This window comes from Hydrogenophaga sp. (assembly GCF_019264445.1).
In the GTDB taxonomy this organism is placed as follows: Bacteria; Pseudomonadota; Gammaproteobacteria; order Burkholderiales; family Burkholderiaceae_C; genus Hydrogenophaga.
In genome coordinates, this window is sequence record NZ_JAHVAB010000049.1 from 1 (window position 1) to 17099 (window position 17099).

Sequence of the window (17099 nt, forward strand, 5' to 3'; positions counted from 1 at the left end):
GGTGTGCGGATGCCACCACGCCGATACCGAGTCTCCTTTGGATGTTGAACCCGCGCTGCCGAAAGGCACGCGGGTTTTTTTCGTCTGGCCGCTTCTATGATGCGCGCGGGACTGCACAACATTCAGGAGGAAGCCATGTCCACGACCCCGATGCGCCTGTGCGCGCTGGCCTTGCTGGCCGTTTTGTCGACCACCACCCATGCCGCCGAACCCGGCACCCGCAAGCCGGCCGGCAAAGTCACCTTTCACAAGGCACCGTCTGAGGAAACGCCCGCTGCACGCGAAAAGCGCCTGAAGCGGGAATGCCAGGGTCGGCCGAACGCCGGCATGTGCGCCGGGTTCACGCGGTAGTCGCCCCCACGCTCCGCCGCTGCGATTGCAGCGGGTTGTGCAGAAAATTCAAAGCTGTGCGCAGACCGGGCGACTACCATCGTTGCCATGTCTTCTTTGCCTCCCGAGCATCCCGCCGAGTTGATCGAGCGGGTCCGTACTGCAGCGGCTGCGCGCACGCCGTTGCGCATCGTTGGTGGCCGCACGAAGGATTTTTACGGTGAGCCCGTCCCGGGCGAAGCCCTGTCGATGCAGGCATGGTCGGGCATCGTGTGCCATGAGCCAACCGAGCTGGTGGTCACGGTGCGCGCGGGCACGCCGCTCGCCGAGCTGGAAGCCGTGCTCGCCGAGCGGGGGCAATGCCTGCCCTTCGAGCCGCCGCGCTTTGCCCCCGGCGGCACGGTGGGCGGCATGGTGGCCTGCGGCCTGAGCGGCCCGGCGCGCGCCAGCGTCGGTTCGGTGCGCGACTTCGTGCTGGGCGCGCGCTTCATCAACGGGCGCGGCGAGCTGCTCACCTTTGGCGGGCAGGTCATGAAGAACGTGGCCGGTTACGACGTGAGCCGCGTGTTCGCCGGCTCCATGGGCACGCTGGGCGTGCTCAGCGAGGTCAGCCTCAAGGTGTTGCCCGTGGCGCCCGCCGAGGCCACGCTGGTGTTTACCTTGGGCCAGCACGAGGCGCTGGAGCAGTTGCACCGCTGGGGCGGCCAGCCGCTGCCGATCAACGCCAGCTGCTGGGTGAAAGACGACACGCAGGCCGGCGCCCCCGAACGGCTGTTTGTGCGCCTGCGCGGTGCCGCAGCGGCCGTGGAAGCGGCTTGTGAGCGCATGGCGCGCGAAGCTGGCGGCACGCGCATGGACAACGCGCAGGCCGGCCCCGACTGGACCGACTGCCGTGACCAGCGCCTGCCCTTCTTTCAGGCACCGTCGGCCGATGCGTGCCTGTGGCGCCTCTCGGTGCCGCAGACGGCACCGGTGCTCGCGCTGCCGTGGGCGCCGCTGGTGGAGTGGCAGGGCGCGCAGCGATGGCTGTGGGCGCCCGCCAGCGCAGCCAACGAAATTCGTGCGGTCACCGCTGCGGTCCAGGGCCACGCCACGCTCTTTCGTGCCGGTGCCGATGGCGCGCCAGGCGTGCCCCGGTTCGATCGCCAGACCGCGGCCATCGACACCATCACGCAACGCCTGCGCGCCGAGTTCGATCCGGCGGGCATCTTCAATCCGGGCCGGATGGGCTGACTTCCATGCAAACCAACCTCTCCCCCGAATACCAGCAGCGCGCCGACGGCCGCGCAGCCGAAGCCATCCTGCGCAAGTGCGTGCACTGCGGCTTCTGCACCGCCACCTGCCCGACCTACCAGCTGCTGGGCGACGAGCTCGACGGCCCGCGCGGGCGCATTTACCTGATGAAGCAGGTGCTGGAGGGCGCCGAGCCCACGCGCAAGACGCAGCTGCACCTGGACCGCTGCCTCACCTGCCGCAACTGCGAAAGCACCTGCCCCAGCGGGGTCGACTACGGCCACCTGGTCGACATTGGCCGCCAGATCGTGGACGAAAAGGTGCCGCGTCCTGCGGGCGAACGCGCGGTGCGCTGGTTGCTCAAGGAAGGGCTGACCTCGCCGCTGTTTGCGCCGGCCATGAAGCTGGGCCAGAAGGTGCGCCCGCTGCTGCCCGGTGTGCTCAAGGACAAGGTGCCCGCGCCGCGCCCCGCCGGCGCACTGCCCACGCGCACGCACGCGCGCCGCGTGCTGCTGCTCGCCGGGTGCGTGCAGCCCGCCATGATGCCCAGCATCCACAACGCCACCGCGCGCGTGCTCGATGCCGCTGGCATCCAGGGCGTGGTGGCGCCCGCGGCAGGTTGTTGCGGCGCCGTGAAGTTCCACCTCAATGACCAGGACGGCGGACGCGCGCAGATGCGGGCCAACATCGACGCGTGGTGGCCGCTCATTGAGGGCGGCATCGAAGCCATCGTGATGAACGCTTCGGGCTGCGGCGTGACGGTGAAGGAATACGGCCATATCCTGGCCGACGACCCGGCCTATGCCGCCAAGGCCGCGCGCGTGAGCGAACTCACGCGCGACCTCAGCGAGCTGCTGCCCGCGCTGGTGCCTGTGTTGCGCGCGCAACTCAAGCGCGCACCCGATGCCTCGCGCGTGGTCGCCTTCCACCCGCCGTGCACCTTGCAGCACGGCCAGCAACTCAAGGGCGGTGTGGAGCAGCACCTTGCTGCGCTGGGTTTCACCGTGCAGGTGGCAAAGAACGAGGCCCACCTGTGCTGTGGCTCGGCGGGCACGTACTCGGTGCTCAACCCCGACATCGCGCACACGCTGCGCGACCGCAAGCTCGGCCACCTGGGCGAGCTGCAGCCGGCGGTGATCGCCAGCGCCAACATCGGCTGCATCACGCACCTGCAGAGCGGCACGGCCACGCCGGTGCGGCACTGGGTCGAGGTGCTCGACGAAGCCCTGAGCGCCTGAGCCGGCGGGCGCGTTAAGCTGCGCCCGTGATCCCCGCCCTCGCCACCTTGCTCGTCTTCCAGCTGCTGGGCGAAACGCTCGTGCTGCTGTCGGGTGCACCCGTGCCCGGTCCGGTGGTGGGGCTGGCCCTGCTGCTGCTCACGCTGGTGCTGCGGCCCTCGGTGCTTGCCACCGTCAAACCCACGGCGCAGACGCTGCTGCAGCACCTGTCGCTGCTCTTCGTGCCCGCCGGCGTGGGGGTGATGCTGCACCTGCAGCGCCTGGGCGACGAAGCCCTGGCCATCGGCGTGGCGCTGGTGGTGAGCACGCTCGTGGGGTTGGCCAGTGCCGCGCTCACCATGGCCTGGCTCATGAAGAAGGCGCGCCAATGAGCGCACCCGTGCCCTTGCCCGGTGCGCTGGCCGACATCTGGGTGTACCTGGCGGCCACGCCGTTGCTGGGCCTCACGCTCACGCTGCTGACGTACCACGGCGCCTACCTGCTCTACCAGCGCAGTGGCTTCACCCCGCTGGCCAACCCGGTGGCCATCGCGGTGGCCGTGCTGGCCACGCTGCTGTGGGCCACGGGCACGCCCTACACCACCTACTTTGAAGGCGCGCAGTTTGTGCACTTCCTGCTCGGGCCGGCCACCGTGGCCTTGTCCATTCCGCTGTTTGAACAGCTCCCCCGGCTCAAGCGCCTGTGGCTGCCCATCGTGGGCGCGCTGGTCGTGGGCACGCTGGCGGCCACTGTCACGGCCATCGGTCTGGGTTGGGCGCTGGGCGCATCCAGGGCCACGCTGGCCTCGCTCGCGCCCAAGTCGGTCACCAGCCCGGTGGCCATGGGCATTGCCGAAAAGATCGGCGGTATACCGTCGCTCACGGCCGTGCTCGTGGCCGCCACGGGCATCACAGGCGCGGTGTGTGCGCGCGCGCTGTTTGACCTGCTGCGCATTCGCGACCCGATCGTGCGTGGCTTCGCGCTGGGCACGGCGGCGCACGGCATCGGCACGGCGCGTGCCTTTCAGGTGAGCGAAGAAATGGGCGCCTTCGCCGGCTTGGCCATGGGGCTTTCGGCCCTGTTCAGCGCGGTGGCGCTGCCGCTGGTGGCGGGGCTGCTGCTGCGCTGGTTGTAAGGCTCCCCCCTGCGCCGCGCCGGCGAGCGTGTTCTGTGGTGTTCAGGCCAGCGCGGCCTCGATGTCGGCGGCCAGCTTCTGCGGGGCGTCCTGCGGTGCATAGCGTTTGAGCACGCGCCCGTCCTTGCCCACCAGGAACTTCGTGAAGTTCCACTTGATGGCCTTGCTGCCCAGGATGCCTGGGGCTTCGGCGGTGAGCCACTGGTAGAGCGGGTGCGCATTCGCGCCATTCACGTCGACCTTGCTCATCATGGGAAAGCTCACGCCGTAGTTGAGCTGGCAGAAGCTGGCGATCTCGTCGTTGCTGCCCGGGTCCTGGCTGCCGAACTGGTTGCACGGAAAGCCCAGCACCACCAGGCCGCGCGCGCCGTAGGTCTTGTGCAGGGTTTCCAGGCCGCCAAACTGCGGCGTGAACCCGCAGGCGCTGGCGGTGTTGACGATCAGCAGCGGCCGGCCCTCGAACTGCCGCAGCGGCACGGTCTGGCCATCGATGGATTGGGCTTCGAAGTCGTAGATGCGGCTCATGCGGGCTCCTGTGGGATCGGTGGGGACTGTGACGGATTGTGCGGTGTGGCGGGGGCGCGCGACGAATGGTGCATTGGCGCGGTTGGGAGAAACCCGGCGCCCGTCCTCGAACTTCGTCATCACAGGCATACTGCCTCGCAACATTTGATAACAAAAGCCGAGGCTGGAGATGGTGGCTGCATACACGGTGGCGCTGGTGGGGTTCTCCCAGGCCGAGTCGTCGACGTTCGAATCGTTCTTTCGTCTGGCCTCGCGCCGTCCGCCCAGCTATCTGGTGCAGGACGAGGTGATGGACGCGCAGATCCTGATCGTCAACGCCGACAACGCGCAAGCCGTGCTGCTGGTGCGCGACGCGGAACTGCCCGGCAAGGTGCTGCTGGTGGGCAGCAGCGATGGCGGCACCGGCTGGCCCCTGCAGCGCAAGCCGGTCAAGCTGGTGGGCATGCTGGCCATGCTCGATGACATCGTCGGGGCCACGCGGCCACCACCCGCCCGGCGGCGGGGCAGCGGTCATTCCAGCTTCAGCGCGGTGGAGCCCTACCAGTCGTCGCAGCTGCAGGGGCTGGATGCGAGCATGAAGCTCGCGAGCGGTCGGTCTGCAGCCCCGTCCGAGGCGGCCGCGCGTACCGCAACGGACCGTGGCTTTGCCCTGACCCAACCCTTTTCGGGTGTGCCCCCGCAAGCCCTGGCACCCGCCGCGCACGTGGGCCGTCGCCGGGCGCCGGACACGGAGTTCCCGCCCACCCGACCCATGGAGCAGGGCGATGCCGCCCATCTGCGCAGCACCGTGCCACCCCCCGTGCGCAGCGGCGCACCAGCGCCCGTGGCGCGCGCCACACCGGCACCGCTGGTGCGCCCCGGCGTGCTGCGCATGACCGACTTCGGCAGCCTCGAAGACCTGCCTTCACCGCCCGCACCGCGCGCCACCCGCGCGCCGAAGTCGCGCATCAGCACCGACAGGACGCCGGTGCCCGAGGTCGCGCATGGCGACATGTTGCTGGTGGCCGAGAGCCTGGTGGAAGGCCGCATCCTGCTCAAGCGCTTCAAGAAGTACGGCCTCGCGGTGGACTGGTCGCGCGAGGCCCCTCAGGCGCTGGTCATGCTCAAGGCGCATGCCTACCGCGTGGTGGTGATTGATCGCCTCAAAGGCGAGCCCGATGCCAACCAGATCTGCCGTGTGGCCAAACAGACCAAGGGTCCGAAGGGCTCGCCGGTGGTGATCATGTTCGCGCCCACCGCCGGCAGCATGGACCGCATGAAGGCCGGCCTGGCCGGCAGCGACGCCTACCTCTCGCGCTCAGTGGGTGAAGGCGATCTGTACAAGGTGCTGGCCCAGCACCGCCTGGTCAGCCTGGACGGCTTTGCACCGACCAATGTGGGGTTTTGACCCTGTTGCTTCGAAGGAAGAGGCCCAAGCCAGAACACCGCGGAACCGGCTTCGCCGGGCCGCTGGTGTTGCCCCCTTGAGGGGGTGACGCACCGCAGGTGCGGCGCGGGGGGGAGTCACCCGTGCAAGTCGTCGCGGCGCGCGATTTCCAGCAGGCGTTCGAGCTCATGCGGGTGGGTGCGCTGGTTGTGGCGGTGCCACAGCGCGATAAGTCCCATGCAGCCCGCCACCAGCACGCCGAATGCGGTGATGGCCGCAAACGCCGACCAGCCCATGCCGGTGGAGAAGCTGTACATCGCGCCCAGCGTGAGGATGCAGGCCTGCTCGTTGAAGTTCTGCACCGCAATGGACCGGCCTGCGCCCATGAGGTTGTGCCCGCGGTGCTGCAGCAGGGCGTTCATCGGCACCACGAGGAATCCGCCCAGTCCACCGAGCAGCACCAGGAATGGTGCGGCGACCCACACGTTGTCGATGAAGTTCATCAGGATCACCAGCAAGCCCATGCCGATGCCCAGCGGCATCACGCGCGTGGCCTGGTCCAGCCGCATGCGCATCGAGGCGATCACCGCGCCCACCGCCGTGCCCACCGCCACCACGCCCACCAGCGAAGAGGCCTGCGTGGTGCCATAACCCAGTGCAGCGCCGGCCCAGGCCAGCACGATGTAGCGCAGGTTGCCCGACACGCCCCAGAACAGCGTGGTCGTGGCCAGCGAGATCTGGCCCAGCCGGTCGCGCCAGAGCCGGCTGTTGCAGCGCCAGAAATCGGGCAGCAGCTCCAGCGGGTTCTTCGGCATCGGGCGTGGTGTCACACCGGTGAGCGGAATGCGCGTGTTGAACCAGGCCGCCAGCGTGTAGACCACCACCAGCGCGGCCACCGCCGCCTCGGCCGGGTGGCGAATGCCTGTCTGGATGCCTGGCAGGTCAATGGCCAGCAAACGGGCCGAGATCCAGGGGCTCACGAGCTGGCCACCCAGCAGCACGCCCAGGATGATGGAAGAAATCGTGAGGCCTTCGATCCAGCCGTTGGCCTTGACCAGCTGCGAGGGCGGCAGCAGCTCGGTGAGGATGCCGTACTTGGCGGGCGAGTACGCGGCGGCACCCAACCCCACCAGGGTATAGGCCAGCAGCGGGTGCACGCCGGTGAGCATGAGCAGGCAGCCCGCTACCTTGATGGCGTTGCTGATGAACATGACCTGGCCCTTGGGCCTGGCATCGGCAAACGCACCCACGAAGGGCGCGAGCACCACATAAAACAGGGCAAACAGCGGGACCAGCGCGGCGCTCTGCCACTCCGGCGAACCCCGCGTGCGCAGCAGTTCGATGGCCGCGACGAACAGCGCGTTGTCCGCCAGCGAACTGAAGAACTGCGCCGTCATGATGGTGTAGAAGCCGCGCTTCATGGCGATGATTTTGTGTGCCGGAGCGCTTCAGCGAGGGGCCGCTGAGTGAGGTGCGCCGGCCTTTTTATGCGACAGTTGACGGGTCTCCAGACGATGCCGGGTTATAGCACGCCACCTTGAAAACACCGGGTGCATGTCCCCTGGGTTTACACCGGTTGTGACGCCTTCGGCCCGTCTCGCGACTTACCGCACGCCCCCTCTGAAGATACCCCCCACCCCTATGCCCCGTCCGATCCTTGCCACCGTCCACCCCGAGGCCCTTCGGCACAACCTGGATCGCGCGCGGTACTTCGCGCCTGACGCGCGCGTCTGGGCCGTGGTGAAAGCCAATGCGTATGGCCATGGCATCGAGCGCTGCTTCGATGCCTTGCGCGGCGCGGACGGCTTCGCGCTGCTCGACCTGGCCGAGGCCGAGCGCCTGCGCGCGCTGGACTGGCGCGGTCCCATTCACCTGCTCGAAGGCGTTTTCGAGCCGCGCGACCTGGAGCTGTGCTCGCGCCTGCACCTGTGGCACACCGTGCATTGCAACGAGCAGATCGACTGGCTGGCCGCGCACAAGACGCTGGTGCCGCACCGTGTGTTTCTCAAGCTCAACAGCGGCATGAACCGGCTGGGCTTCAAGCCGGCGGCGTTTCGCAGCGCCTGGGCTCGGCTCAACGCCTTGCCGCAGGTCGATGAAATCTCGCTCATGACGCACTTCAGCGACGCCGACGGCGCGCGCGGCATCGCGCACCAGGTGGCGGCTTTCGAGGAAGCCACCGCCGACCTGCCCGGCGAGCGCACCGTGTGCAACAGCGCGGCCATGCTGCGCTACGCGAAGCAAGCCTTGCACGGCGCGCAAAGCCTGGCGGCCGACTGGGTGCGAGAAGGCATTGCGCTGTACGGCAGCGCGCCCGACTTCCCCGAGAAGCGCGCGAGCGACTGGGACCTGCAGCCGGCCATGACGCTCTCCAGCCGCATCATCGGCACGCAGGCGCTGCAGGCCGGCGACACGGTCGGCTACGGCTCGACGTTCACGGCCGATGGACCGATGCGCATCGGCGTGGTCGCCTGCGGTTATGCCGACGGCTACCCGCGCCACGCGCCCACCGGCACACCGGTGCTGGTCGACGGCGTGCGTACGCGGGTGGTGGGCCGGGTGAGCATGGACATGCTCACGGTGGACCTGAGCGCGCTGGATGCGGCGGGCATTGGCTCGGAGGTGGTGCTGTGGGGCCGCGCCGCCTCGGGTGCGGTGCTGCCGATAGACGAAGTGGCCTCGTCGGCCGGCACGATCAGCTACGAGCTGATGTGCGCGGTGGCGCCGCGCGTGCCGTTTCGCTGAGCTGCGCGGCGGATCAGGGCCGCCCGGGCGAGCAGGCCGCGAAGCCGTAGCGCTCGCAGAACGGGTTGCCCAGCACGGGCAGCCAGCGCGGAATGTCGTGGAACTCGCGCGCCACTTCGGCCAGCACCTTGTCGTGGAAGACCGGGTACTTGAAGCCCGTGCCATCCACCGCGAAGAAGGCCACGCCATCCACCTCGAAGCGCTTCTGGCTCACGCGCTCGAAGTACGGCGCGAAATCGGCGAGATTGGGTTCGTCGTACAGAAACACGCGGATGGGCTGGCCGTCGTAGCGGCGGAAGTCGATGATCTGGTCGTCTTGCCGCGCGTGGTGTTTGCCCAGGCCGAACACCGGCACGTATTGCCCGTGGTGAAAGGCGAGCATGGCGGCGGGGTTGTAGGTGCGGCCCATGAGCGTGGCGCCAGCGGGCAGGTCTTGCTCCAGCGCGGCCACCACGGCAGCGGTTTCGCGCAGGAACACCGCGCGGTCGTGGATCTTGAACGACTGCCACCACGACAAGGGCGACCACGCTATGGCCGCCACCACCAGCAGGTGGGGCACCGACAGAGCCACCGTCCAGACCAGGCTGCGCCGCAGCGGTCGGGCCTCCAGCCGCAGGCCGGCCCACACCACGAACAGCGGCACGAAGCCCAGCACCCAGTGCAGGCCGATGGTGCGGCGCGCGCTCAGCAGCAGGAACACTGCCAGCGGGAACAACCACAGCACGAGCAGCGTGCGCGCCGTCGTGGACGAGACGCCGCGCGCATCCGGGCGCGCTGCCAGGGCGCGCCAGAGCAGCCAGGGTGTGAGCAGGTAGAGCGCCATGGCCACGTACACACCGAAGGTCTCGAGGTTCCAGCTCGAGCCTTCGTTGCGGTTGAACACGTTGAACATCACGTTGCTCCAGCCATGCGTGGCGTTGAAGGCGATGTTCAGTGCGATGGCAGGCAGGGCCAGCACAAAGATCAGGAAGGGCGCCCACCAGCGCTCGCGCCGCCAGCCGAAGCAATGGGCCGCGTAGGCAAAGCCGAGCAGGGCCGCGAAGTACTTGGAGAGAAAGGCCAGCCCCAGGAACAGGCCCGCCAGCGCGTACCAGCCCGCGCCGTGGCCGCGGCTGGTGTCTGCGCGCAGGTAGCACCAGGCCGAGAGCGCCATGAAGAAGATCAGCGGGGTGTCGGTGGTCACCAGCACGAACAGCCACGACCACGGCATGGCCAGGTACACCGCGCCGGCCAGCCAGGCGCTGGCTTCGCGCTCCTCGGGCAGGAAGCGGCGCAGCAGGTCGACCACGCCGAGGGCGATCACGCTGGTGACGAGCAGCGTCGCGCTGCGCAGCACCAGCGGGTGGTCGCCACCGAGCGCGCGGAGTGCCGCGATCAGCCAGCCCACCATGGGCGGGTGGTCGGAATAGCCCCAGGCCGGGAACACGCCCCACTGGTAGAAGAAAGCTTCGTCGCCCGTGATGGGAAAGCCCGCCGCGAGCGCGACCTTGATCAGCAGGGTGAAAGCGAAGACGCCCCAGAAAATCTGGCGCGAGGCGTGGGCGGAATATTCGGAGGCGCGCATGGTCAGGGTGTCAAGCGTCCAGGGCCAGCAGGCTCACGCCCACCACGATCAGGGTGCAGCCGGCCACGCGCAGCCACGAGAACGGCTCACCCAGCCAGAGCACGCCCAGCGCGAGCGTGACCACGAAACCCAGGCTCACCAGCGGGTAGGCCACGCTCACGTCCAGCCGCGAGAGCACCCACAGCCAGAGCACGGCGCTTGCGCCATACAGCATGAGACCGAGCCACACCATCGGGCTGCTGAGTGCCTGCAGGTAGATGCTGCCCACGTCGGCGGCTGCGGGGGCGCCCATGCCTCGCTTCATGGCGATTTGCGCGGCCGAGGACAGCAGCACGCAGAACAGGGCCAGGCCCAGGGCAACGGATTTCATGGCGAAGGTCTCGAGGTCAGAAGCCGACCGTGGCGGCCAGGCCGATGCCGCCCATGACGAGCAGCGTGAACCAGCTGAAGGGGTCCTTCAGCGCAAACTGCAGTGGGTCTTCGCCGTGCAGTTCGCGCCGACCGGTCTTGAGCCAGATGCGCATGACCCAGAGCAGCAACACCGGTGCCGCGGCCCAGAGCCAGTCGGGGTGTGCGTAGAGCTGGCGGCTGTTCTGGCTGTCGATATAGAGGGCGAGCACCAGCACCGCCAGGAAGCCGCTGGACATGCCCATGGCGCGCAACGAATCCAGATCGCGCGGGCGATAGCCCCGACCCGGCGCGAGCACGCTGCGATCGTCTTCCAGCTCTTCGAGTTCGGCGCAGCGCTTGACCAGCGCGAGGCTCAGGAACAGGAAGATCGAGATGGCGAGCAACCAGTTGGACAAGTCCACGCCAGACGCCACAGCGCCAGCGCCAATGCGCAGCGTGTACAGGCCCGAGAGCACCAGCACGTCGATCAGGGCGAGCCGTTTGAGCACCAGCGAATACGCCAGCGTCGTCACCGTGTAGGCCAGCAGCATCCAGGCAAAGCCGGTGGACACCGCGAACGCCAGCACGAAGGCGAGCACCAGCATCACCAGCGCCAGCCCCACCGCGGTGGGAATGCCGATGGCACCCGAGGCCAGCGGCCGGTGGCGCTTGATGCGGTGCGCCCGGTCGTTGGGCAGGTCCAGCAGGTCGTTGACCAGGTAGGTGGCCGAGGCGCACAGGCCGAAGGCCACGAAGGCGAGCAGCACCGACCACCACAGCTGCGGGCTCAGCGAATGTGCGGCCAGCAGCGGCACGAACAGCAGTCCGTTTTTCGTCCACTGCTTGAGGCGGATGGCGCGCAGCACGGTTTTCAGGCTCAGCGGTTCGCGTTCGAACACGCGGGCCTGCGGGTGGGTGCGCTGCAACGAGGCCACCACGCCGCCCGGCGCGTTCACCGCCACCGCTTCGGCGCTGCCGGCCCACACGTCGAGGTCGTCGCGGCTGTTGCCCGCGTAGGCCCAGTGGCCATGACCGCGGGCGCTGGCGTGCGCGTCGATGGCCGTGCGCTTGTTGCCGCGGCTCAGGTTCACACCGTCGGCCTGCGCGTTGGTGCCCAGGTGATCGTCGAACACCTCCAGATGGCTGGCCACTTCCTGCACGATGCGCGCGTCGGCGGCGCTGGCCAGCACCAGCGGGCGACCGCGCGCGTGCTCGTCGCGCAGGTACTGCACGAAAGGCTCGTTGTAGGGCAGCAGGGCGGGGTCGGGCCGGGCCTCGCTGGCCAGACGCTGCTTGAAGCCCGCCTTGCCCAGTGGCAGCCAGGCGAGCAGGCGCAACAGGTTCAGCGGATGCCGGCGCACCAACAGCAGCGCCGACTCGTGCAGGGTGTCGCTGGGCGTGAGCGTGCCGTCCAGGTCCACATAGAGCGGGCTCTGGTCAGGCGATGCAGCGTGTGGGGCAGGTGGCGTCAAGCGGGCGGTCCGTGAAGCGGAAGGCCGATTTTAGGCGGCCTCCTCTGCTTCACACGCTGCCCGGGCGTCAGGGTTGTGCTTTGCGCAGGGTGGTGGGTGTCTTCAGGCGGCCTGCGACCCAGTGCAGCGCGATGGCGGGCACCAGCAGGCACAACAGACCCAGCGCCCAGACGGTCCACACCAGCGGTGCGACCCAGCCGCTCAGGCTTTGCGTGGACGGCAGCACCTGGCCCAGCCACTGCACCAAGCCAAGCCACGCGGTCTGCATGTCTTTCAGCCAGGCGGGGTCGATCCACAGCGCGAGCCAGGCTGGCACGGGCCATTGGCCAGCCGCGTTGGCCGCATCGGTGACCTGGCCCGCGGCGATGGCCGTGAGCATCCACTCGGTGATCTGCACCGATGCCGCGGCAAGCCCGGTCCAGCACAAGGCGAGCAGGCCAAACACCCCCCAGATGAGTGGCTTCATGCCCGCGCTCCTGCGGCGCGCGCAGCTCCGTTGACCGGACTGGCGCGCCAGGCGCGGGTGAGCGCATCCAGCAGCGCGGCCTCGCCATCGGCCTCGTGCCCGTCGGCTTGCACGATGGCCTGGCACAGGTCCACCACCAGCGCGCGCAGCGCCGGGTCCTGAACTTCGTCGAGCAGCTGTTGCCGGATCGTCTCGTCCATGCGGGCCGAGCCCGTCCATTCGCCATGGGCAGCGGTCAGCAGGTCTTCGCAGAAGTGGTCCAGCACTTCCTTGAGCGCATCGGGTGCCAGGCCCAGCCGGCCGGACGCCTGGATGCGGTCCAGCGCGCGGATTTCGGTGAGCGAGTAGTTGCCATCGGCCACCAGGGCCATGGCCAGGAGGCGGGCGGCCGCCTCGGGGCTGTTGGTGCGGTAGTTGCGCATGGTCGTGTCCTTTCTCGGTAGCGTGTGCGGGTTTGCCCTTGGGGCGAGGCCCGGAGCATAGCCGTGACCTGGATTCGAAAAAAGCAGAAAATTGCGGAATTAATGTCACAGAAAGACGAAGCATGAATCAGGAACTCAACTACAAGCACCTGTACTACTTCTGGGTCACCGCCAAAGAAGGCGGCATGTCGCACGCCGCCGAGCGCCTGGGCCTCGCGGTGCAGACGGTGAGTGCACAGGTGCGCCTGCTGGAGCAGTCGCTGGGGCACGCGCTGTTCAAGCCGGCCGGGCGCGGCCTGGCGCTGACCGAGGCCGGGCAGACCGCGCTGGAGCTGGCCGAGCAGATCTTCGCCCTGGGCGAACAGCTGCACACCGCGGTGGGCGATGCGGCGAGCCAGAACCGGGTGCGCCTCGTGGTCGGCATCTCCGACGGGCTGCCCAAGTTCGCGGTGCGCGACCTGCTCGGTCCCGCGCTCACCGAGCCCAACCTGCGGCTGCTGTGCCACGAAGACGGCTTCGAAGACCTGCTGGGCTCGCTGGCGCTGCACCGGCTCGATGTGGTGCTGTCGGACCGGCCCGCCCCGGCCAACCCCAACCTGCGGCTCTACAGCCATCCGCTGGGGTCGTCGCCGCTGGGTTGGTATGCGCCCAAAGCCTGGCTGGCGCAGGCCCGCCGCGATTTCCCGCAGTGCCTGTCGCAGGTGCCGGTGTTGCTGCCCACCGCGCAGTCGTCGGTGCGCCTGCGCATCGACCAGTGGTTTGAGCGGCAAGGCGTGCAGCCGCGCGTGGTGGGCGAGTTTGAAGACAGCGCCTTGCTCGCCACCTTCGGCGCGTCGGGCATGGGCGTGATTCCCGCCGCCGAGCGCCTGCGCGACGACCTCGCGCAAGGCTACGGACTGAAATGGTTCGCGCCGTGCGACGGTGTGCAGGAGCACTTCTACGCCATCGGCACCGCGCGCAAGGTGCAGCACCCGCTGGTGCAGCGCCTGCTCAACGCGTCGGTGTACTGAGGCGCCAGCGCGCCACCGCGACGAACACCGCGCCCACCAGCAGAAACACCACCAGCAGGCCCAGCGCGTTCAAGAGCGTGCGCGGGTAGCCCAGCACGCCCACGTCGATGAACGGGTAGGGATAGCTCTGCAGCCAGTGACCGCGCAGCAAGGCATACGCCAGATAGGCCAGCGGCCATGCCGCCCATGCGAAGGGCGCCAGCCACGGCATGCGCCGGGGTGGCACCACGCACCACCAGTGCAACACGCACAGCAGCGGCACTGCGTAGTGCAAGGTCACGTCGGCCACTTTCTGCAGACCCTGCGGGTCCCACACGTGCCGCAGCAGCACGTGGTAGGCCAGGCCCACCAGCGTGATGCTCACGGTCACCGCCGTTGCCACCTCCGTGCGCCTGAACCAGCGACCCGCGGCGCTGGTGGGCAACCCGGCAGCCAGGCTCAGGCTCACAGCCACCAGCAGGTTGGTGAGCACGGTGAAGTAGCCCATGAAGATCACCAGGCCGTCCGTGGCGGACTTGCCTTGCTGCGCCACCAGTTGCAACGACAACCACAGCTGCAGCCCCAGGCCGAACCACGCGACCAGTGCCACCAGCCTTGTGAGGCTCGGGTGGGGCCAGTGGGCGTTCGGGGTGTTCATGTCAGCGCGCGGACGGTGGGGTGGTGGCGGCCGGGCACATGAACACGCAGCCCGGCGGCGTGCGACCGACGAAGCGACCGTCGGGGCACTGCAGCACGTCTTGCGTGCACATGATCGGCGTGCGCTCGCTGGCCGGTGGTGCCACGGGGGTGCTGGAGCAGGCGGTGAGCAAGACCGTGAGCGAGGCCAGGCAGAGGGTGGTGGGTTTCATGGGCGCATTGTGGTTGAAAGTCGGGCCTCAGCCATGGTGCATCAACTGTTGGCGCAGCATGTTCCAAAGGTCTTCGGCCGGGCGGCTCAGGCGGGTGTCGCGCCGCTTGAGCAGCCCGATGCGGCGCACCACGTCGGGCGAGTGCAGCGGCCTTGAAAGCAGGTCCACCGCCGCACCGGCCTGCAGCGCCAGGCGAGGCAGCACGCCGATGCCGACGCCACCGCGCAGCAGGCCAAGCATGGAGGACAGGTGCTCCACCTCGTCAAACCACGGCGAGGCAATGCCTGCCGCCGCCAGCGCTTCATCAATCTGCTGGCGGTTGGCGCTGGTCGAGCGCAGCGCCACCACGCGCCAGGCTTGCAGGTCTTTCCAGCCGACTCGCTTGCGCCTTTGCAAGGCATGTCCCGCGCGAAAGGCAATGACGTAGGGGTCGTCGGCACAGTGTTCGACGTGCAGCTCGGCCGACGGCGGCCCGAGCACGCCAATGCCGAATTCGGCCTCGCGGGCCAGCACGGCCTGTACGACACGCTGACCGGTGTCGTCGCGCAGATGCAGGCGCACATGGGGGTAGCGTTGGCGAAAGGTGTCCAGCACGGGGGGCAGCAGCGAGTACGCCACCGTGGTGAGGCACGCCACGTCGATGCGTCCCGATTCGCCGCGGGCGCTGCGCCCGGCCTCGACCATGGCGTCGTCCAGCTGCTCCAGCAGCAGGCCGGTCTTGCGCACCAGATCGAGCCCCAGGGACGTGAGCGCCACGCGGCGTGTGGTGCGCTCCACCAGGGCACCGCCGACGGCGGCTTCCAGCTGGGAGATGCGGCGGCTGAAGGCCGACTGGGTGATGTGCAGCCGCTCGGCTGCGCGCACGAAGCTGCCGCTGGTGTGCAGGGCGGACAGGGCGCGCAAGTCATCGACGCGGTAATTGATGATTGCCATGCAACAAATTCTGAAAATTGAGCAATTTACAGAATGTAAGGCGCTGCCAAGAATTCGCCATCTGTTCTTGCCCGGTCCGCCGCATGCCCGTCATCAAAGTTTTCAGTCCAACGCCTGTCACACCCGAGCAGGCCGAGGCCGTCGCCGTCGAGCTGGAGGCGCTCTGTCTGTCGCTGCTGCGGGCACACCCCACGGCCATCCAGATTGCCTTCGTGCCGGCCGTGATGCCCCGCGGCGCGGCGCTGCTGCTGGAGATGCATTACCGCGCCCAGCCGTACCGGGACGCCGACGCGTTGACCGGATTCATGGACGGCGCCGAACGCGCGGTGATCGAGCACCTGGGCGCGACGCCGCGCATCCGGTGCTTTGCGGTGGATGCCGCAAGCCTCTCGGCGCGCCACTGAGGGATGGCGATGAACCCATTCACTGCACCTGGGCCGGACGCCGCCGCGCCGCTGTGCCTGCGTGACATCCGCAGCTTTTGCGTGGGGGGCTCGGTCCGCACCCTGCAGGGCCTGGCGGTCGAGCAGCGGCGCTTCGCCCAGAACGGACCGGCGCGAAGCGTGGACCCGAACGGCGACCACATCAGCGGTCAGATGTATGTGCAGGCGTATCTGCAGGCGCGCCCCACGCGGCGGGTACCGCTGCTGCTCTGGCACGGCGGCGGCATGACCGGCGCCAACTGGGAAACCACCCCCGATGGCCGGCCCGGCTGGCTCACGTACTTCCTGCGGGCGGGATTCGATGTGTACGTCAGCGACGCGGTGGAGCGTGGCCGTGCGGGCTGGTCGCGATGGCCCGAGATCTATGCCGACGCACCGCTCCATCGCACGCTGGACGAAGGCTGGGACATGTTTCGCATCGGCCCGCGCGAAGGCTATGCCACGCAGGCACAAGACCGCCGTGCGCATGCTGGCCAACAGTTTCCGGTCGATGCGTTTGACGCCTTTGCCGCGCAGTGGGTGCCGCGCTGGGCCGACCATGAGGCGCTCACGCTGGCGGCCTACGATGCGCTCCTGCGCCAGGTGGGCCCGTGCATCGTGCTGGGCCACAGCCAGGGCGGCGGCTTCGCGCTGGAGGCCGCGCGCCGCCGGCCCGAGGCCGTGGTCGCGGTGGTGGCCCTTGAACCGTCTGGCGCACCGCAGGTGGCGCATGCCGACATCGGCAGCGCGTGGCCCGCGCACCTGTACGTGTGGGGTGACCGCATCGCCGACCACCCGATCTGGCAGCGTTACCGCGCCAGCGTGGATGCGCACGCCAGCGCGCTGCGCGCTGCGGGCGTTCGGGTCGATGTGTGCGACCTGCCGCGCGAAGGCCTCGAAGGCAACTCCCACTTTCCGATGATGGACCGCAACTCGGACGCCGTCGCCGCGCGCGTGCTGGCCTGGCTCGACACCATCGAGCCGCCGGTGCCCGCAACCTGATCGCTTTGAATGACCACAG

General features: G+C 68.8%; 20 protein-coding genes. 10 read left to right on the forward strand and 10 right to left on the reverse strand.

Translation table 11 applies throughout. The features are described from left to right. The first annotated feature begins 135 nt into the window (after positions 1–135). The 5 genes from KXJ60_RS09010 to KXJ60_RS09030 all read left to right on the forward strand — a co-directional run bounded on the left by KXJ60_RS09010 (position 136) and on the right by KXJ60_RS09030 (position 3915). A complete protein-coding gene (locus KXJ60_RS09010; RefSeq protein WP_291126648.1) occupies positions 136–351 on the forward strand; it encodes a hypothetical protein in 216 nt (71 codons plus the stop codon). Positions 352–438: 87 nt separating this feature from the next. Further along, positions 439–1563 carry a glycolate oxidase subunit GlcE gene (gene glcE, locus KXJ60_RS09015; RefSeq protein WP_291126456.1) on the forward strand — a complete coding sequence of 375 codons (1125 nt, stop codon included), beginning with the start codon at positions 439–441 and terminating at the stop codon, positions 1561–1563. A gap of 5 nt (positions 1564–1568) precedes the next feature. Then, on the forward strand, positions 1569–2801 hold the full coding sequence (gene glcF / locus KXJ60_RS09020; protein WP_291126457.1) for a glycolate oxidase subunit GlcF: 1233 nt from the start codon (positions 1569–1571) through the stop codon (positions 2799–2801). Positions 2802–2827: 26 nt separating this feature from the next. Then, on the forward strand, positions 2828–3172 hold the full coding sequence (locus KXJ60_RS09025) for a CidA/LrgA family protein (RefSeq protein WP_291126458.1): 345 nt from the start codon (positions 2828–2830) through the stop codon (positions 3170–3172). After that, positions 3169–3915, forward strand: a complete 747-nt coding sequence (locus KXJ60_RS09030) for an LrgB family protein (protein WP_291126459.1) — start codon at positions 3169–3171, stop codon at positions 3913–3915. The genes KXJ60_RS09025 and KXJ60_RS09030 overlap by 4 nt, the downstream gene beginning before the upstream one ends. Before the next feature lie 42 nt (positions 3916–3957). Here KXJ60_RS09030 and KXJ60_RS09035 read toward each other — a convergent pair whose 3' ends face one another. Further along, a complete protein-coding gene (locus KXJ60_RS09035) occupies positions 3958–4440 on the reverse strand; it encodes a glutathione peroxidase (RefSeq protein WP_291126460.1) in 483 nt (160 codons plus the stop codon). Positions 4441–4609: 169 nt separating this feature from the next. On the opposite strand from KXJ60_RS09035, the gene KXJ60_RS09040 reads away from it, so the two are divergent. Continuing rightward, the gene (locus tag KXJ60_RS09040) at positions 4610–5827 is read left to right on the forward strand and encodes a hypothetical protein (protein ID WP_291126461.1); all 1218 of its coding nucleotides are present in this window, start codon (positions 4610–4612) and stop codon (positions 5825–5827) included. 116 nt (positions 5828–5943) lie between these two features. Here KXJ60_RS09040 and lplT read toward each other — a convergent pair whose 3' ends face one another. Then, entirely contained in the window at positions 5944–7227 is a 1284-nt protein-coding gene (lplT, locus tag KXJ60_RS09045) for a lysophospholipid transporter LplT (RefSeq protein ID WP_291126462.1), read from the reverse strand. Between the two features lie 220 nt (positions 7228–7447). On the opposite strand from lplT, the gene alr reads away from it, so the two are divergent. Further along, positions 7448–8551, forward strand: a complete 1104-nt coding sequence (gene alr / locus KXJ60_RS09050; RefSeq protein ID WP_291126463.1) for an alanine racemase — start codon at positions 7448–7450, stop codon at positions 8549–8551. Between the two features lie 13 nt (positions 8552–8564). Here alr and KXJ60_RS09055 read toward each other — a convergent pair whose 3' ends face one another. From KXJ60_RS09055 to KXJ60_RS09075, 5 genes are all read right to left on the reverse strand, one after another. After that, a complete protein-coding gene (locus KXJ60_RS09055) occupies positions 8565–10115 on the reverse strand; it encodes a glycosyltransferase family 39 protein (RefSeq protein ID WP_291126464.1) in 1551 nt (516 codons plus the stop codon). A gap of 10 nt (positions 10116–10125) precedes the next feature. Next, complete coding sequence (locus KXJ60_RS09060) at positions 10126–10485, reverse strand: SMR family transporter (RefSeq protein ID WP_291126465.1); 360 nt, start codon at positions 10483–10485, stop codon at positions 10126–10128. A gap of 16 nt (positions 10486–10501) precedes the next feature. Continuing rightward, positions 10502–11977 (reverse strand): UbiA family prenyltransferase, encoded by a 1476-nt coding sequence (locus KXJ60_RS09065; RefSeq protein ID WP_291126466.1) that lies wholly within the window; start codon positions 11975–11977, stop codon positions 10502–10504. Between the two features lie 67 nt (positions 11978–12044). Beyond that, positions 12045–12443, reverse strand: coding sequence for a hypothetical protein (locus tag KXJ60_RS09070; RefSeq protein ID WP_291126467.1), 399 nt, complete (start codon positions 12441–12443; stop codon positions 12045–12047). After that, entirely contained in the window at positions 12440–12865 is a 426-nt protein-coding gene (locus KXJ60_RS09075; RefSeq protein ID WP_291126468.1) for a TerB family tellurite resistance protein, read from the reverse strand. Before KXJ60_RS09075 ends, KXJ60_RS09070 begins: the two co-directional genes overlap by 4 nt. Before the next feature lie 122 nt (positions 12866–12987). On the opposite strand from KXJ60_RS09075, the gene KXJ60_RS09080 reads away from it, so the two are divergent. Continuing rightward, on the forward strand, positions 12988–13875 hold the full coding sequence (locus KXJ60_RS09080) for a LysR family transcriptional regulator (protein WP_291126469.1): 888 nt from the start codon (positions 12988–12990) through the stop codon (positions 13873–13875). On the opposite strand, the gene KXJ60_RS09085 is transcribed toward KXJ60_RS09080, so the two are convergent. From KXJ60_RS09085 to KXJ60_RS09095, 3 genes are read right to left on the reverse strand one after another with little or no spacing between them, the layout of a single operon-like run. Next, positions 13856–14512, reverse strand: coding sequence for a Pr6Pr family membrane protein (locus KXJ60_RS09085; protein ID WP_291126470.1), 657 nt, complete (start codon positions 14510–14512; stop codon positions 13856–13858). The two genes, KXJ60_RS09080 and KXJ60_RS09085, sit on opposite strands and share 20 nt — an antisense overlap. A 1-nt stretch (position 14513) precedes the next feature. Beyond that, complete coding sequence (locus tag KXJ60_RS09090) at positions 14514–14723, reverse strand: hypothetical protein (protein ID WP_291126472.1); 210 nt, start codon at positions 14721–14723, stop codon at positions 14514–14516. A gap of 27 nt (positions 14724–14750) precedes the next feature. Beyond that, positions 14751–15656, reverse strand: coding sequence for a LysR family transcriptional regulator (locus KXJ60_RS09095; RefSeq protein ID WP_291126474.1), 906 nt, complete (start codon positions 15654–15656; stop codon positions 14751–14753). An 83-nt stretch (positions 15657–15739) separates the two neighbouring features. On the opposite strand from KXJ60_RS09095, the gene KXJ60_RS09100 reads away from it, so the two are divergent. Both KXJ60_RS09100 and KXJ60_RS09105 read left to right on the forward strand, forming a co-directional pair. Then, a complete protein-coding gene (locus KXJ60_RS09100; protein ID WP_291126476.1) occupies positions 15740–16060 on the forward strand; it encodes a hypothetical protein in 321 nt (106 codons plus the stop codon). A gap of 9 nt (positions 16061–16069) precedes the next feature. After that, the gene (locus KXJ60_RS09105) at positions 16070–17080 is read left to right on the forward strand and encodes an alpha/beta hydrolase-fold protein (RefSeq protein ID WP_291126477.1); all 1011 of its coding nucleotides are present in this window, start codon (positions 16070–16072) and stop codon (positions 17078–17080) included. Positions 17081–17099: the final 19 nt, after the last annotated feature.

Coding starts and splice junctions, on each gene's coding strand:
- KXJ60_RS09010 (WP_291126648.1), top strand. CDS start 136: ATGTCCACGACCCCGATGCGCCTGTGCGCGCTGGCCTTGCTGGCCGTT.
- lplT (WP_291126462.1), bottom strand. CDS start 7,227: ATGAAGCGCGGCTTCTACACCATCATGACGGCGCAGTTCTTCAGTTCG.
- KXJ60_RS09080 (WP_291126469.1), top strand. CDS start 12,988: ATGAATCAGGAACTCAACTACAAGCACCTGTACTACTTCTGGGTCACC.
- KXJ60_RS09090 (WP_291126472.1), bottom strand. CDS start 14,723: ATGAAACCCACCACCCTCTGCCTGGCCTCGCTCACGGTCTTGCTCACC.
- KXJ60_RS09035 (WP_291126460.1), bottom strand. CDS start 4,440: ATGAGCCGCATCTACGACTTCGAAGCCCAATCCATCGATGGCCAGACC.
- alr (WP_291126463.1), top strand. CDS start 7,448: ATGCCCCGTCCGATCCTTGCCACCGTCCACCCCGAGGCCCTTCGGCAC.
- KXJ60_RS09105 (WP_291126477.1), top strand. CDS start 16,070: ATGAACCCATTCACTGCACCTGGGCCGGACGCCGCCGCGCCGCTGTGC.
- KXJ60_RS09030 (WP_291126459.1), top strand. CDS start 3,169: ATGAGCGCACCCGTGCCCTTGCCCGGTGCGCTGGCCGACATCTGGGTG.
- KXJ60_RS09070 (WP_291126467.1), bottom strand. CDS start 12,443: ATGAAGCCACTCATCTGGGGGGTGTTTGGCCTGCTCGCCTTGTGCTGG.
- KXJ60_RS09095 (WP_291126474.1), bottom strand. CDS start 15,656: ATGGCAATCATCAATTACCGCGTCGATGACTTGCGCGCCCTGTCCGCC.
- KXJ60_RS09075 (WP_291126468.1), bottom strand. CDS start 12,865: ATGCGCAACTACCGCACCAACAGCCCCGAGGCGGCCGCCCGCCTCCTG.
- KXJ60_RS09055 (WP_291126464.1), bottom strand. CDS start 10,115: ATGCGCGCCTCCGAATATTCCGCCCACGCCTCGCGCCAGATTTTCTGG.
- glcE (WP_291126456.1), top strand. CDS start 439: ATGTCTTCTTTGCCTCCCGAGCATCCCGCCGAGTTGATCGAGCGGGTC.
- KXJ60_RS09100 (WP_291126476.1), top strand. CDS start 15,740: ATGCCCGTCATCAAAGTTTTCAGTCCAACGCCTGTCACACCCGAGCAG.
- KXJ60_RS09060 (WP_291126465.1), bottom strand. CDS start 10,485: ATGAAATCCGTTGCCCTGGGCCTGGCCCTGTTCTGCGTGCTGCTGTCC.
- KXJ60_RS09040 (WP_291126461.1), top strand. CDS start 4,610: ATGGTGGCTGCATACACGGTGGCGCTGGTGGGGTTCTCCCAGGCCGAG.
- KXJ60_RS09085 (WP_291126470.1), bottom strand. CDS start 14,512: ATGAACACCCCGAACGCCCACTGGCCCCACCCGAGCCTCACAAGGCTG.
- glcF (WP_291126457.1), top strand. CDS start 1,569: ATGCAAACCAACCTCTCCCCCGAATACCAGCAGCGCGCCGACGGCCGC.